Origin of the sequence: Microbulbifer magnicolonia, from assembly GCF_035117725.1 — a bacterium.
Lineage (GTDB): Bacteria > Pseudomonadota > Gammaproteobacteria > Pseudomonadales > Cellvibrionaceae > Microbulbifer > Microbulbifer magnicolonia.
The window spans coordinates 166,796-180,732 of the sequence record NZ_JAYEFD010000003.1 but is presented as its reverse complement, the minus strand read 5'-3'; the positions used below and the strand labels follow the sequence as shown (position 1 = coordinate 180,732).

Here is a 13,937-nt window from a genome sequence, read left to right as displayed (position 1 = left end):
TAGTGCTCATGTATAATCTGCGCCCCCCTTAAAGTACCGGGTATTGAGCAATGCCGATCTACGAATACCAGTGCAATGCCTGCGGCCACGAGATGGAGGCCCTGCAGCGTATGAGCGACGCTCCGCTGACGGACTGCCCGGCCTGCGACAAGGCCGAGCTGCGCAAGAAGATTTCTGCAGCGGGTTTCCGCCTCAAGGGCGGCGGCTGGTACGAAACCGACTTCAAGACCGGCAGCAAGAAGAATCTGGCCGGGGAGTCGGCCAAGTCGAAGTCGGACAAGCCCGCGGCCAAGACGGCCGAGGCCAGCTGAGCCTGGGGGCGCCCGATGGCGGCCCCTCAAGATACCTTTCGACAACCTGTAACGTAAAAACAACGGGAAAGCATCCATGCGCAGCGACTACTGTGGCGCCCTTCGTTCCGCGGACATTGACCGCGTAGTAACCCTCTGTGGCTGGGTCGACCGCCGCCGCGATCACGGTGGTGTGATCTTTATCGACCTGCGCGACCGCGATGGTATCGCCCAGGTGGTATTTGACCCGGATGCCGGCGAGCACTTCGAGAAGGCCGACCGCGTGCGCAGTGAGTATGTGCTGAAGGTCACCGGCCGCGTGCGCGCCCGCGCGCCGGAAGCGGTAAACCCGAACATGGTGACCGGTGAAATCGAGATTTACGGCACCGAGCTGGAAATACTCAATGTCGCCGAGACAGTGCCTTTCCAGCTGGATGAGCACACCGCGGTGGGCGAGGACGTGCGCCTCAAGTACCGCTACCTGGATCTGCGCCGCAACGAGATGCAGCGCAACCTGCGTTTCCGTTCCAAGTTGACCACCGCGATCCGCAATTACCTCGACGATCAGGGCTTTCTGGATATCGAGACCCCGATCCTGACCCGCGCCACCCCCGAGGGTGCGCGGGATTACCTGGTGCCGAGCCGCACCCACGAGGGCAAGTTCTTCGCGCTGCCGCAGTCGCCGCAGCTGTTCAAGCAGCTGCTGATGGTTTCCGGCTTCGATCGCTATTACCAGATCGCCAAGTGTTTCCGCGATGAGGACCTGCGCGCGGACCGCCAGCCGGAATTCACCCAGATCGATATCGAGACCTCCTTCCTCGACGAGGAGGCCATCATGGCGATTACCGAGGGCATGGTGCGCAGCCTGTTCCAGGAACTGCTGGGCGTGGACCTGGGCGAGTTCCCGCGCATGACCCACTACCAGGCGATGCTGCGCTACGGTTCCGACAAGCCGGACCTGCGCATTCCGCTGGAAATGGTCGAGATCAAGGACCTGATGACCGAGGTGGACTTCAAGGTCTTCTCCGGGCCGGCCAATGATCCGAAGGGCCGCGTGGCCGCACTGAAAGTGCCGGGCGGCAACGACAAGCTGACCCGCAAGCAGATCGACGACTACGGCAAGTTTGTCGGCATCTACGGCGCCAAGGGCTTGGCCTACATCAAGGTCAACGACAAGTCCGACCTGGAAAACGGCCTGCAGTCGCCGATCGTGAAGTTCCTGCCCAACGAGGTGCGTGCGGCCATTCTCGACCGCCTCGAGGCCGAGAACGGCGACCTGATCTTCTTTGGCGCCGACAAGGCCAAAGTGGTGTCGGAAGCCCTGGGCGCACTGCGCTGCAAGCTGGGTGCGGACCTGAACCTGTATACCTGTGACTGGGCGCCGCTGTGGGTCGTGGCCTTCCCGATGTTCGAGGAGGATGACGACGGCAGCCTCACCGCGCTGCACCACCCGTTCACTTCGCCGTCCTGCGCGCCGGAAGAACTGGAGGCGAATCCGCTGGACGCGCTGTCGCGCGCCTACGATATGGTGCTGAACGGTACCGAGCTGGGTGGCGGTTCCGTGCGTATCCACGACCAGCCAATGCAGCAGGCTGTGTTCCGCATCCTCGGCATCGCAGAGGAGGAGCAGCGCGAGAAATTCGGTTTCCTGCTGGACGCGCTCAAGTACGGTGCACCGCCCCACGGCGGTCTGGCGTTCGGCCTCGACCGCCTGGTGATGCTGATGACCGGCAGCGACTCGATTCGCGATGTCATCGCCTTCCCGAAAACCCAGAGCGCCGCCTGTGTGATGACCGATGCGCCGGGCACCGTGGATGCGAAGCAGCTGCGCGAGTTGAGCATTCGCCTGCGCCAGAAAGAAGAGAAAATTAGTTAAAAGAGAGTAATGTGGGAGCCTGCAGGGCAGGCTCCCACAGCTATACCGGAGAGATCAGATGGCGGGACATAGTAAATGGGCCAACATCAAGCACCGCAAGGCGGCCCAGGACGCCAAGCGCGGTAAGATTTTCACCAAGATCATTCGCGAGCTGACCGTCGCCGCCAAGGCCGGCGGCAACCCGGATGACAACCCGACGCTGCGCGCCACCATCGACAAGGCGCTCAGCAACAATATGAAGCGCGACACCATCGACAAGGCCATCGCGCGCGGCGCCGGCAATGCCGACGCTGATAATTACGAGGCGGTGACCTACGAGGGTTACGGTGTCGGCGGCGTCGCCGTGCTGGTGGAGTGCCTGACCGACAACCGCAACCGCACCGTGGCCGAAGTGCGCCACGCCTTCTCCAAGCGCGGCGGCAACCTGGGCACCGACGGCTCGGTAGCCTACCTCTTCGCCCGCAAGGGCCAGCTCTATTATGAGCCTGGAGCAGATGAGGACGCGCTGATGGAAGCGGCCCTGGAGGCGGGTGCCGAAGATATCCTGACCAACGACGACGGCAGCATCGAAGTCACTACCGAGTTCCAGGACTACATGGCGGTGAAGGATGCGCTGACCGCGGCCGGCTTCACCCCCGACAATGCGGAAATCGCGATGATCCCGTCCACCACCGTGTCGCTGGACAAGGAAGGGGCCGAGAAAGTGATGGCGCTGGTGGATATGCTGGAAGACCTGGACGACGTGCAGAACGTCTACAGCAATGCCGATATCCCCGCAGAAGTGATGGAGCAGCTGGCCTGACCTGAGAGCGCCGAACTCGGGAGCGCCCGCCGCCAGCTCCGCAAGCGGGCCGCAAGGCCCGCCCGGGCGAACACGGGGTTCGCCCGGGAATCCCGCCGGCCACTCCCATCCCTTGACGCCTTTCCCCCACCTTGGGACACTGCCCGCCACTATATAAACGTACAGATACCACAGGGGGCGGCCCTTGACCCGTATCCTGGGCATAGACCCCGGCTCGCGTAAAACCGGCTACGGCCTGATCGATGTGCAGCGCCACAAGGCTATCTATGTCGCCAGTGGCGTGATCCGCATACCTGAGGGACCTCTGCCCGAGCGGCTCAAGCTCATTTTCGATGCCGTCAGCCAGATAGCACAACAGTACCGGCCCGCGCAGATGGCGATCGAAAACGTGTTTATGTCCAAGAGTGCCGGCTCTGCCCTGAAGCTGGGCCAGGCGCGCGGCGCGGCCATAGTCGCCGCCGCCAATGCTGACCTGCCGGTGTCCGAATACGAGGCGCGCAAGGTCAAGCAGGCGGTGGTCGGGACAGGCGCCGCGGACAAGCTGCAGGTGCAGCATATGGTGAAGACCCTGCTGTCCCTGCCGGCCTCGCCGCAGGAGGACGCCGCCGACGCGCTGGCGGTGGCGCTCTGCCATATGCACACCATGCAGACCCTGATTCAGACCGCCGGCGGTGCGCGCAGCCGTTTCCGCCGCGGCCGCCTGAGTATCTCGTGAGCAGGTTTTGTGGCGCCGGAAGGGATACCCCTTGCCGGGACACGCTGTGAATACATCCCTGTACGCTCGTAATCGGCATCCATGCCTCATACGGTCCCGGCAAGGGGTATCCCTCCCGGCTTAGCGTCCAGGTCCTGATGTTTGAAAGGAACAGAAAATGATCGGAAGACTGAGCGGCACCCTGGCCGCAGTGCAGCCGCCGCTGCTGCTGGTGGATGTCCAGGGCGTGGGCTATGAGTTGCTCGCCCCGATGACCACCATTTTTGAGCTGCCGGCCCTGGGCCAGCCGGTGCAGCTGCACACCCATCTGGCCGTATCGGAAACGGCGCAGACGCTCTACGGCTTCATCCGCGATGCCGACCGCCAGCTGTTCCGCACCCTGATCAAGGTCAACGGCGTGGGCCCGAAGATGGCGCTAGCCATACTGTCGGGCCTCGACGGCGCGGCGCTGGCGCGCTGTGTGAGCGAGGACAATGTGGCGGCGCTGGTCAAAGTGCCCGGCGTGGGCAGGAAGACCGCCGAGCGGCTGATAGTAGAGTTGCGGGACAAGCTGGTGCCGCAGTTCGGCGACAGCAACGATATCCCGCTGATGGCCGCCGTAGCGCCGAAAATCGATCACGTCGGCGAAGCCGAGAGCGCCCTGGTGGCACTGGGCTACAAGCCCACCGAAGCCACCAAGATGGTGGCCCGCGCCAGCAAGGAACAGCCGGACGCCGACAGCGCGACCCTGATCCGCCTGGCCCTGAAAAGCATGGCGCCGGCATAACTAAATGCGGAATGATGAATGCGGAATGCGGAATGCGGAATGCGGAATGCGGAATGAATTACCTCGAAACCACCTGTAGGAGCGGCCGGTGGCCGCGATCGAATTCTGGGGCAACTGCATGATTGAAGCCGACCGCCTGATAGCCCCGGAAGCCATAGGCCCCGCCGGTCAGGAAGAGCAGTACGACCGCGCCGTGCGCCCCAAATCCCTGGCGGACTATGTCGGCCAGCCGGTGGTGCGCGAGCAGATGGAAATCTTTATCCAGGCCGCCAAGCTGCGCAACGAGGCCCTGGACCACACCCTGGTGTTCGGGCCGCCCGGCCTCGGCAAGACGACGCTGGCGAACATCATCGCCGCGGAGATGGGGGTGGCGATCAAGACAACCTCCGGCCCGGTGCTGGAGAAGGCCGGCGATCTGGCTGCGCTGATGACCAATCTCGAACCGGGCGACGTATTGTTTATCGACGAGATCCACCGCCTCAGCCCCCATGTGGAGGAGGTGCTGTACCCGGCGATGGAAGACTACCAGCTGGACATCATGATCGGCGAAGGGCCGGCGGCGCGCTCGATCAAGCTGGACCTGCCGCCCTTTACCTTAGTAGGCGCGACCACCAGGGCCGGGCTGCTGACCTCGCCGCTGCGCGACCGCTTCGGCATTGTGCAGCGGCTGGAGTTTTACAATGTCGAGGACCTGACCAGTATCGTGCGGCGTTCCGCCGGCCTGATGGGCGTGGAGATGGATCAGGGCGGTGCGCTGGAAGTTGCCAAACGCGCCCGCGGCACGCCGCGGATCGCCAACCGGCTGCTGCGCCGGGTGCGCGACTACGCTGAGGTGAAGGGCGACGGCAGTGTCGATGCCGCGATCGCCGATGCCGCGCTGAACATGCTCAACGTGGACGCGCGCGGTTTCGACCAGCTGGACCGGCGCATGCTGCTGGCGATGATCGAGAGGTTTGACGGCGGCCCGGTTGGCGTGGACAGTCTGGCGGCGGCGGTCAGCGAAGAGCGCGACACCATCGAGGATGTGCTCGAGCCCTACCTGATCCAGCAGGGCTATATCGCCCGCACCCCGCGCGGGCGGGTGGTGACGGCACTGGCCTATGAGCATTTCGGTATACCGAAGCCGGATACCAAGTAATCGGATGGATGCTTACAGAAAACCACAAGGGGCAGGGGTGAAAGAGGCTTTCAGCATCCCCATCCGCGTCTATATCGAGGATACCGACGCGGGCGGGATTGTTTACTACGTGAACTACCTCAAGTATATGGAGCGCGCGCGCACAGAACTCGTGCGCTCCCTCGGCTATGATAAGCCGGCTATGCCCAGCCAGGGGCTGTTGCTGGTGGTGCACTCGGCGGAGATCCAGTATCGCCGCTCGGCTCAGCTGGACGACGCGTTGCGGGCCAGCGCCGCGATTGGCAAACTGGGGCGCGCCGCCGTCACTTTCGAGCAAAAAATCTGGCGCAATGATGAAATTATTTGCGAAGGTGTGGTCAAAGTCGCCTGCGTCTCGGACGACAGCCGCAAACCCTGCGCGCTACCCGAACCCATTTACTCAGCATTAAAGGCAGCCATATAGAAGATGGAAACCGGTGAACAACTCTCCCTGTGGGGGCTGATACAGAACGCCAGTCTGCTGGTGCAGTTGGTGATGTTAATACTGCTGCTGGCCTCCGTGATCTCCTGGGTCATGATCATTCAGCGGGGACTCTACCTGTCCAGCGCCAAGCGCGCGCTGAACAACTTCGAACGCCGTTTCTGGTCCGGTGCCGACCTGAATCAGCTGTTCCGCGAAGGCAACGCCCGCGCCGAGCGCGGCAAGACCGACGGTGTAGAGTCACTGTTCCGAGCCGGCTTCACCGAGTTCACCCGCCTGCGCCAGCAGGGCCGCAGCGGCCCCGAGGCGGTTATGGAGGGCACCGAACGGGCCATGCGCGTGGCCATGTCCCGCGAGCAGGAAAAGGTGGAGATGAACCTGCCGTTTCTCGCCTCCGTGGGCTCCGTAAGCCCCTATATCGGCCTGTTCGGCACCGTCTGGGGCATCATGAACTCATTTCGCGGCCTCGCCACCATGCACCAGGCCACCATTGCCACAGTAGCGCCGGGCATCAGTGAGGCGCTGGTGGCGACGGCCATGGGACTGTTTGCGGCGATTCCGGCGGTCATGGCCTACAACCGCTACTCCGCCAAGGCGGAGTGGCTGCTGACCAGCTACGAGACTTTCGCCGAGGAGTTCTCCTCCATCCTGCACCGCAAAGTGCACTCCGGCTGAGTGAATAGGCGAACCCTATGAGTGTGTTTCGCAAGGGAACCAAGAAAAAGCTGGTATCCGAGATCAACGTGGTGCCCTACATCGACGTGATGCTGGTACTGCTGATCGTCTTCATGGTCACCGCACCGCTGCTGATGCAGGGCGTCAAGGTGGACCTGCCGGATGCACCCTCGGCGCCGATCGAGGACACCGACGATGAGCCTCTGATCGTATCCGTGCGCGCGGACGGCACCTATTACCTGAACCTGGGCGAAGAGGAGAAGGTGGCCCGGCCGCTCGCCGAGATCAAGGAAACTGTCGCCAAGGTTTTGCGTCAAAAACCCAAGACGCCGGTACTGGTCTGGGGTGACACCGACGCCAAATACGGCCTGATCGTCAGCGCCATGACCCATTTGCAGCAGGCGGGGGCGCCCAGCGTCGGCCTGGTCACCGAACCGCCGCAGGAGTAGCGTGCCGGTGAATAGAGGCTCTTATGCACTGGCGGTTGTTATCAGCCTCGTGTTCCACGCGGCGCTGATCGCTGTGCTCACCTACGGCTGGGAGGCCAGCACCGAGCACGAACGCAAGCCGATGCCGAAGTTTGTGCAGGCCAAGCTGGTGACGGTGGATGCTACCGTGACCAAGAAGAAGGCACCGCCGAAGGTCGACAAGATCAAGCAGCGCCAGCAGCGCGAGCTGGAGCGTCAGCGCCAGGTGGAGGCGGAGCAGAAACGCCGCGCCGCACTGGAACAAAAGAAGAAGGCCGAGGCCGAAAAGAAGCGTAAGGCCGAGGCCGCACGCAAGAAAAAGGAAGCGGAGGACAAGGCCCGCCGCGAGAAGGAGCGCAAGGAGCAGGAGCGCAAGGAGCAGATGGAGCGCGAGCGCCAGAGCGCCTTTGAAGAGGCGCTCGAGGATGAGGAGGAATTGCAGGATGCGCGCGAGGATACCCAGGCGGTCATGTCCGTGGCCCAGGCGATCCAGCAGCGCATCGAATCCGTGTGGAGCCGCCCGCCCAGCGCGCGCAACGGCATGCTCACCGTGGTACAAATCAACTTTGTACCCACCGGTAGGGTGGTGGCGGCCAATATCGTCGAGGGCAGTGGCAATGCCGCTCTCGATCGTTCGGTTCTGCAGGCTATCCGCAAGGTGGAGGTGTTCCCCGAAGTGGCGGACCTGGCCCGTGAGGAGCCGAATGTATTTGAGCGCGAAGTGCGCACAACCCTGTTGAACTTTAGAGTCGAAGATCTGCGCCAATGATAAAGAACCTACTGAAAACAGTTTTTGTCATCGCCGTGGCGTCGCTCAGCCTGAGCGCCCGCGCCCAGCTGGTGGTGGATATCACCAGCGGTATCGATGACCCCACGCCCATCGCCGTGTCGCCGTTCAGCTGGTCCGGCAGCGGTGTGCTATCGGAGGATGTGTCGGGCATCATCTCCGCCGACCTGCGCCGCAGCGGCCTGTTTGCGCCGGTGCCCCAGGCGGACATGCTGTCCTTCCCCAAGACCCCGGAAGAAATTGTTCACAGAGACTGGCGAATTCTGGGAACTGAATACGTTGTTACCGGTCGTATAGAGCCCCAGGCGTCTGGCTACCTGCTGACCTTCGATCTGGTGAACATCTTCGGCCAACAGAAGATGTTCACCAAGCAGGTCAGTGGCGGTAGCCAGCAGCTGCGGGACATCGCCCACCGTGCGGCGGACGAGATCTTCGAGGCGATCACCGGTATTCGCGGGGCCTTCTCCACGGAAATGGTCTACGTTCTCGAGGAAACACGCGGTGGCCGCCCCAGCTACGTGCTGATGCGGGCCGATATCGACGGGGCGCGGGCGCGGGAAATCCGCCGCTTCAGCGCTCCGGTGATGTCGCCGATGTGGTCGCCGAATGGGCAGGAAGTGGCTTACGTGTCCTTTGAAACCGGGCGCCCGGCCATCTTCCGCGAGAACCTGCGCACCGGTGCGCGCAAGCAGTTGACCAACTTCAAGGGGATCAACAGCTCGCCGACCTGGTCGCCGGATGGAACCAAACTGGCGATGGTGCTCTCCAAGGACGGCAATCCGGAGATCTACGTGCTGGATCTGAACAGCGGGAAGTTCACCCGGATGACCCGGCACTTCTCCATTGATACCGAGCCCAACTGGATGCCGGATGGTAAATCGCTGGTTTTCACCTCCGATAGGGGAGGTAAACCACAAATTTACCAATTGACCCTTGCCACTGGTCAAGTAGACCGCTTAACCTTCGATGGCGACTATAACGCAAGGCCGCGTGTGTCTCCCGACGGGAAAACGCTGGTAATGGTGCATCGCAGCAGGGGGGTATTCACGATCGCGACGATGGATATCAATACCGGCCGGATGCGTGTCCTCACGGAGACGAGTCTGGATGAATCCCCCAGCATTGCTCCTAACGGCGCCATGCTGATGTACGCCACCAAGCGGGGGGACAAGGGCATACTGGCGGCGGTATCGCTGGATGCCGGGGTGAAGTACAACCTGCCGTCTCAGCGGGGCGATGTCCGCGAGCCGGCATGGTCGCCTTATTTTGATTGATGTACTTTGATTGTATAGGGGTGCCCGCCAAACTCGGTGCGGCGGGCGTGTAGTTTAAGACCATAGATAAAGTCTTGCGGGATTTTTCGAAAACACTAAAAGCGGAGTAGCTTATGTTGAAATCAGTAAAAACAGGTCTGGGCCTGGCTTGCGTTATGGCGGTAATGGCTGGCTGTACCAGCACTGACACCGATGACAGCGCGCAGCAGCAGATGACCCAGGTTCAAGAGCCGGTTGTTGAAACCCCGGCACAGGAAACAGCAGTACCGCTGGACAATGTCGTTTACTTCGACTTTGACCAGTCCCTGCTGAAGCCGGAAACCCGTGAGCTGCTGATTGCGCACGCTGACCGCATGCGCGGCAACGCCGGTACTGTGCGCCTGGAAGGCCACGCCGACGAGCTGGGTACTCGCGAGTACAACCTGGCCCTGGGTGAGCGCCGCGCCAACGCGGTACGCGACTTCCTGGTGCTGCAGGGCGTTGACGCCTCTGCCCTGGAAGTAATCAGCTACGGTGAAGAGCGCCCGGCTCAGGCTGGTTCCAGCGAAAGCGCGCGTCAGATGAACCGTCGCGTTGTGATTAACTAATCGACATTGGATGCCAATGGCTTTAACGATTAGAAGAATCGCGTTTGCCGCAGCCGTCATGGCTGCGGCATCGCCCGCATTCTCGCAGGCGCCGATTGTCGATCTGTCCGGTGACAGCTCTCGGCAATCGGCGTCTTCGTATCCGGATTCCTCCTATTCCGAGCCCGCCTATCAGGAAACCCAGATAGCGCGAGCGCCGGCTGCCACCACGCGCCAGGCCAATCCTCAGGCGGAGGCCTATTACCAGATGCAGGTGCTGCAGCAGGAAGTACAGGAGCTGCGCGGTGCAGTGGAAGAGCTGCGCCACGAGGTCAGGCGTCTGAAACAGCAGCGGACTGACGACTATATGGACCTGGATCGGCGTATCGCCCGCCTGGCGGGTACCGAGCCGTCGGCACAGCCGCCCGCCGGCGCTGAAAACGGCGACGACATCGGCGCTGACAGCAGCGCTGCGCGTCCGGCACCGGGCAAGCCCGCGCCGGCGGCCAGTGAGGACGAGCGCGATCGCTACCAGGCGAGTTTCGGGCTGGCCCGCAATGGCGATTACGATGGTGCCAGCACCGAGTTCAAGCGTCTGCTGCAGGATTATCCCAACGGCCAGTACGCCCCCAACGCCAACTACTGGCTGGGCGAGATAGCGCTGGTGCAGGGTAATCTGGAAGAGGCTCGCCAGTGGTTCGTGGCCCTGCTGGACGGTTACCCGAACTCCACCAAGGTGTGGGACGGCCGCTACAAGCTGGGCACCGTCTACCACCAGTTGGGCGATCAGCAGAAAGCCCGCGAGTTGCTGGAGCAGGTCGCCGCCAGCGATGCCCGCGCCTCGGGTCTGGCGAAGAAGTACCTGGAAGAAAACTTTCAATAATAGTGTGCACCGGGGCGCCAGGGGCGTCGCTGGTTTTTTGATCACAAAAGCACTATGATCCCGCGCCCGGACGGCATAAGCCGCCCGGGCGTTTCTATTTGTGGTGAATATGACCGACCTTTCTACAGAGTCACTCCGCATCAGTGAGATTTTCTACTCCCTGCAGGGCGAGGCGCGGGATTCCGGGCTGCCGACGGTTTTCGTACGGTTGACCGGCTGTCCACTGCGCTGTACCTACTGCGATTCGGAGTACGCCTTCTATGGCGGCGAGCGCATGACGTTGGAGCAGATATTGCAGAAAGTGCAGAGCCACCCGGCGCGCTACGTGTGCGTAACCGGCGGCGAGCCCCTGGCGCAGCCCAATTGCCTGCCGCTGCTGACGGCGCTGTGCGATGCGGGTTACGCCGTTTCCCTGGAGACCAGTGGCGCCATGCCCGTCGAACAGGTGGACGAGCGGGTATCGCGGGTGGTCGATCTGAAGACGCCCGCATCCGGCGAGCAGCACCGCAACCGTATGGAAAACATCGCCGCGCTGACCGAGCGCGACCAGGTCAAGTTCGTGATCTGCGACCGCGGCGACTACGACTGGGCCAGGTTCACCCTGGATCAGTACCGGCTGCCGGAGCGGGTGGGAGAGGTACTGTTTTCTCCCAGCTACGAGCAGCTGCAGCCGCGCCAACTGGCGGAGTGGATTCTCGAGGACGGCCTGCCGGTGCGCATGCAGATGCAGCTGCACAAACTACTGTGGGGCGATATTCCCGGCGTGTGACAGGGGTTTGCGCGGAGGGTGCGCCGTGCGCACCGTTGCGGGCCCTGGGATCCACACGGCGCACCCTGCGCTGGCAATAAACAGGTATGTTATGACCACAAAGAAAGCCGTAGTTCTGCTATCCGGCGGACTGGATTCCGCCACCGTACTGGCCATGGCCCGCGCAGAGGGCTACGACTGCTATGCCCTCGGTTTCGACTACGGGCAGCGCCACAGTGCCGAACTGCTGGCCGCGCAAAGGGTTGCGGCGGATCTCGACGCGTGCGAACACAAGGTGGTCAAACTGGACCTGCGCGCTATCGGCGGCTCGGCGCTGACCGATGACAGCATCGAGGTGCCCGAAGAGGAAACCAGTGGTATCCCGGTAACCTACGTGCCGGCGCGCAACACCGTCTTCCTGTCCATCGCGCTGGGCTGGGCGGAGGTACTGGGGGCGCAGGACATCTTCGTCGGTGTCAACGCGGTGGACTACTCCGGCTATCCGGACTGCCGTCCCGAATATATCGCGGCCTTCGAGAAGATGGCCAATCTGGCCACCAGGGCCGGAGTAGAGGGGCACAAGCTGCATATCCGCACGCCGCTGATGCATATGAGCAAGGCGGAGATAGTGCGCCGCGGCACCGAATTGGGAGTGGACTACAGTTTAACTGTATCCTGTTACCAGGCGCAGCCAAATGGCAGCGCCTGTGGGCGCTGTGACAGCTGTCGCTTGCGAGCGGCGGGATTTGTCGAGGCGGGCCTGCCCGATCCCACCATCTATGTCGGTTGAGCCCAGCGGTTAGGGCAAAATTTGGGGCCATGCTAAGCCCTTAAATTCGTTGAATTTTTTAAAGTCGGGTCTTGTCTTTTGCAAATAGATCCGTAAGATACGCAGCTCCTCAACGTTGAGGGATCAAAGGGTCGTTAGCTCAGTTGGTAGAGCAGTTGGCTTTTAACCAATTGGTCGCTGGTTCGAGTCCAGCACGACCCACCATTTTTCAAAGGGCTGCTTTCGGGCAGCTCTTTTTTTTATCATCGCGTCCCGTCGGCCGGTCGGTTCCGTGGGCGGAAATCAGATTTGCGTTTCCGGATCAGATCCGTAAGATACGCGCCTTCTTCGGGTCGTTAGCTCAGTTGGTAGAGCAGTTGGCTTTTAACCAATTGGTCGCTGGTTCGAGTCCAGCACGACCCACCATCTTCCAAAAGGGCTGCCAGATGCAGCCCTTTTTTATTGCTCTGGGCCCACCTCCGGCAATCTCTTTCCGTGTTCCTGCCGCAGCGTCAGTGGAAAGGATTGCGGCGTAGCCCGCACTAAAATGGCATTGCGATGCCCCCTGTGGCCGATGCGCTATAATGCGCGCTTTTCCGCTAGTGGTAGTTAGCCATGAGTCAGAAGTCAGTTTCCACCGAGACCGTCGATCCCCGCGCACTGGTGCAGGCGCACCTGGCGGAGCCGGCGGTGCACCAGTACAGCGAAGAGGAGCTGGAACTGTGGCGCGAGCGCATCAAGCGTCTGCTGAAAGAGCAGAATGCGGTGCTGGTGGCTCACTACTACACCGACCCCCTGATCCAGGCGCTGGCGGAAGCGACCGGCGGCTGCGTGTCCGACTCTCTGGAAATGGCCCGTTTCGGCGCCCAGCACCAGGCGGATACCCTGATCGTCGCCGGGGTGAAATTCATGGGGGAGACGGCCAAGATTCTGACGCCGAACAAGCGCGTGTTGATGCCGACCCTGGAGGCCACCTGTTCCCTGGATCTGGGCTGTCCGCCGGAGGAGTTTTCCGCGTTCTGCGACGCGCACCCGGATCGCACGGTGGTGGTCTATGCCAATACCTCCGCCGCCGTAAAGGCGCGCGCCGACTGGGTGGTGACGTCCAGTATCGCGCTGGATGTGGTGGATTACCTCGATGCGCAGGGCGAAAAAATCCTCTGGGCACCGGACAAGCACCTGGGCAGTTACGTGCAGCGCGAGACGGGTGCCGACGTACTGCTGTGGAACGCCTCCTGTATCGTGCACGAGGAGTTCAAGGCCAAGGGAGTCGCGGACCTGAAGGCGCTCTACCCGGACGCGGCCGTGCTGGTGCACCCGGAGTCACCCGCCTCCGTCGTCGAGCTGGCGGACGTCGTCGGTTCCACATCGCAGATTATCAATGCGGCCAAGACGCGGCCGGAGAAGCGTTTTATCGTCGCCACCGACCAGGGCATCTTCTACAAGATGCAGCAGCAGTGCCCGGACAAGGAGCTGATCGTTGCCCCGACTGCCGGCGCCGGCGCCACCTGCCGCAGCTGCGCCAGCTGCCCCTGGATGGCGATGAACTCGCTGGAGAACCTGTGCGGCGTGCTGGAGCGCGGCGACAACGAAATTTTTGTCGATCCGGAACTGGGCAAGCGCGCCATGATACCGCTGCAGCGGATGCTGGATTTCCGCAAACCGCTGGACTGATGGTTGTGTTACAGAAATAAAAAGAGCGGCCACTGGCCGCTCTTTTT

The 13,937-nt window shown here is 62.2% G+C and carries 16 protein-coding genes and 2 tRNA genes; all 18 read left to right on the top strand.

Going from position 1 to position 13,937, the window contains the following annotated elements:
* Positions 1-50: 50 nt before the first annotated feature.
* Complete coding sequence (locus RRF64_RS15695; protein ID WP_323846858.1) at positions 51-311, top strand: FmdB family zinc ribbon protein; 261 nt, start codon at positions 51-53, stop codon at positions 309-311.
* A 76-nt stretch (positions 312-387) separates the two neighbouring features.
* A complete protein-coding gene (gene aspS / locus RRF64_RS15690) occupies positions 388-2,166 on the top strand; it encodes an aspartate--tRNA ligase (RefSeq protein WP_323846857.1) in 1,779 nt (592 codons plus the stop codon).
* 58 nt (positions 2,167-2,224) lie between these two features.
* On the top strand, positions 2,225-2,968 hold the full coding sequence (locus RRF64_RS15685) for a YebC/PmpR family DNA-binding transcriptional regulator (RefSeq protein ID WP_323846856.1): 744 nt from the start codon (positions 2,225-2,227) through the stop codon (positions 2,966-2,968).
* Between the two features lie 184 nt (positions 2,969-3,152).
* The gene (ruvC, locus tag RRF64_RS15680; protein WP_323846855.1) at positions 3,153-3,683 is read left to right on the top strand and encodes a crossover junction endodeoxyribonuclease RuvC; all 531 of its coding nucleotides are present in this window, start codon (positions 3,153-3,155) and stop codon (positions 3,681-3,683) included.
* Between the two features lie 157 nt (positions 3,684-3,840).
* Positions 3,841-4,449, top strand: a complete 609-nt coding sequence (ruvA, locus tag RRF64_RS15675) for a Holliday junction branch migration protein RuvA (protein ID WP_323846854.1) — start codon at positions 3,841-3,843, stop codon at positions 4,447-4,449.
* 118 nt (positions 4,450-4,567) lie between these two features.
* On the top strand, positions 4,568-5,587 hold the full coding sequence (ruvB, locus tag RRF64_RS15670; protein ID WP_323846974.1) for a Holliday junction branch migration DNA helicase RuvB: 1,020 nt from the start codon (positions 4,568-4,570) through the stop codon (positions 5,585-5,587).
* A 37-nt stretch (positions 5,588-5,624) separates the two neighbouring features.
* Positions 5,625-6,029 carry a tol-pal system-associated acyl-CoA thioesterase gene (gene ybgC, locus RRF64_RS15665; protein WP_323846853.1) on the top strand — a complete coding sequence of 135 codons (405 nt, stop codon included), beginning with the start codon at positions 5,625-5,627 and terminating at the stop codon, positions 6,027-6,029.
* Positions 6,030-6,032: 3 nt separating this feature from the next.
* Positions 6,033-6,722: a protein TolQ gene (gene tolQ, locus RRF64_RS15660; RefSeq protein WP_323846852.1), complete on the top strand. Its 690-nt coding sequence runs from the start codon at positions 6,033-6,035 to the stop codon at positions 6,720-6,722.
* Positions 6,723-6,739: 17 nt separating this feature from the next.
* On the top strand, positions 6,740-7,171 hold the full coding sequence (gene tolR / locus RRF64_RS15655; RefSeq protein ID WP_323846851.1) for a protein TolR: 432 nt from the start codon (positions 6,740-6,742) through the stop codon (positions 7,169-7,171).
* A 7-nt stretch (positions 7,172-7,178) separates the two neighbouring features.
* Complete coding sequence (gene tolA, locus RRF64_RS15650) at positions 7,179-7,958, top strand: cell envelope integrity protein TolA (protein WP_323846850.1); 780 nt, start codon at positions 7,179-7,181, stop codon at positions 7,956-7,958.
* Complete coding sequence (gene tolB / locus RRF64_RS15645) at positions 7,955-9,250, top strand: Tol-Pal system beta propeller repeat protein TolB (RefSeq protein WP_323846849.1); 1,296 nt, start codon at positions 7,955-7,957, stop codon at positions 9,248-9,250. The genes tolA and tolB overlap by 4 nt, the downstream gene beginning before the upstream one ends.
* Positions 9,251-9,363: 113 nt before the next feature.
* Positions 9,364-9,837: an OmpA family protein gene (locus RRF64_RS15640; RefSeq protein WP_323846848.1), complete on the top strand. Its 474-nt coding sequence runs from the start codon at positions 9,364-9,366 to the stop codon at positions 9,835-9,837.
* Between the two features lie 58 nt (positions 9,838-9,895).
* Positions 9,896-10,699: a tol-pal system protein YbgF gene (ybgF, locus tag RRF64_RS15635; protein ID WP_323846847.1), complete on the top strand. Its 804-nt coding sequence runs from the start codon at positions 9,896-9,898 to the stop codon at positions 10,697-10,699.
* A 109-nt stretch (positions 10,700-10,808) separates the two neighbouring features.
* On the top strand, positions 10,809-11,468 hold the full coding sequence (queE, locus tag RRF64_RS15630; protein ID WP_323846846.1) for a 7-carboxy-7-deazaguanine synthase QueE: 660 nt from the start codon (positions 10,809-10,811) through the stop codon (positions 11,466-11,468).
* Positions 11,469-11,544: 76 nt separating this feature from the next.
* Positions 11,545-12,237, top strand: a complete 693-nt coding sequence (queC, locus tag RRF64_RS15625; RefSeq protein WP_323846973.1) for a 7-cyano-7-deazaguanine synthase QueC — start codon at positions 11,545-11,547, stop codon at positions 12,235-12,237.
* 128 nt (positions 12,238-12,365) lie between these two features.
* Positions 12,366-12,441: transfer RNA gene (locus RRF64_RS15620), tRNA-Lys, on the top strand.
* 125 nt (positions 12,442-12,566) lie between these two features.
* Positions 12,567-12,642, top strand: a tRNA-Lys gene (locus RRF64_RS15615).
* Between the two features lie 189 nt (positions 12,643-12,831).
* Positions 12,832-13,890, top strand: coding sequence for a quinolinate synthase NadA (nadA, locus tag RRF64_RS15610; protein ID WP_323846845.1), 1,059 nt, complete (start codon positions 12,832-12,834; stop codon positions 13,888-13,890).
* Positions 13,891-13,937: the final 47 nt, after the last annotated feature.

Bases quoted from the DNA above. Each gene is read 5' to 3' on its own strand.
- nadA (WP_323846845.1), top strand. From the start codon at position 12,832: ATGAGTCAGAAGTCAGTTTCCACCGAGACCGTCGATCCCCGCGCACTG.
- queE (WP_323846846.1), top strand. From the start codon at position 10,809: ATGACCGACCTTTCTACAGAGTCACTCCGCATCAGTGAGATTTTCTAC.
- RRF64_RS15640 (WP_323846848.1), top strand. From the start codon at position 9,364: ATGTTGAAATCAGTAAAAACAGGTCTGGGCCTGGCTTGCGTTATGGCG.
- ybgF (WP_323846847.1), top strand. From the start codon at position 9,896: ATGGCTGCGGCATCGCCCGCATTCTCGCAGGCGCCGATTGTCGATCTG.
- tolB (WP_323846849.1), top strand. From the start codon at position 7,955: ATGATAAAGAACCTACTGAAAACAGTTTTTGTCATCGCCGTGGCGTCG.
- RRF64_RS15695 (WP_323846858.1), top strand. From the start codon at position 51: ATGCCGATCTACGAATACCAGTGCAATGCCTGCGGCCACGAGATGGAG.
- tolR (WP_323846851.1), top strand. From the start codon at position 6,740: ATGAGTGTGTTTCGCAAGGGAACCAAGAAAAAGCTGGTATCCGAGATC.
- tolQ (WP_323846852.1), top strand. From the start codon at position 6,033: ATGGAAACCGGTGAACAACTCTCCCTGTGGGGGCTGATACAGAACGCC.
- RRF64_RS15685 (WP_323846856.1), top strand. From the start codon at position 2,225: ATGGCGGGACATAGTAAATGGGCCAACATCAAGCACCGCAAGGCGGCC.
- ruvA (WP_323846854.1), top strand. From the start codon at position 3,841: ATGATCGGAAGACTGAGCGGCACCCTGGCCGCAGTGCAGCCGCCGCTG.
- aspS (WP_323846857.1), top strand. From the start codon at position 388: ATGCGCAGCGACTACTGTGGCGCCCTTCGTTCCGCGGACATTGACCGC.
- ruvB (WP_323846974.1), top strand. From the start codon at position 4,568: ATGATTGAAGCCGACCGCCTGATAGCCCCGGAAGCCATAGGCCCCGCC.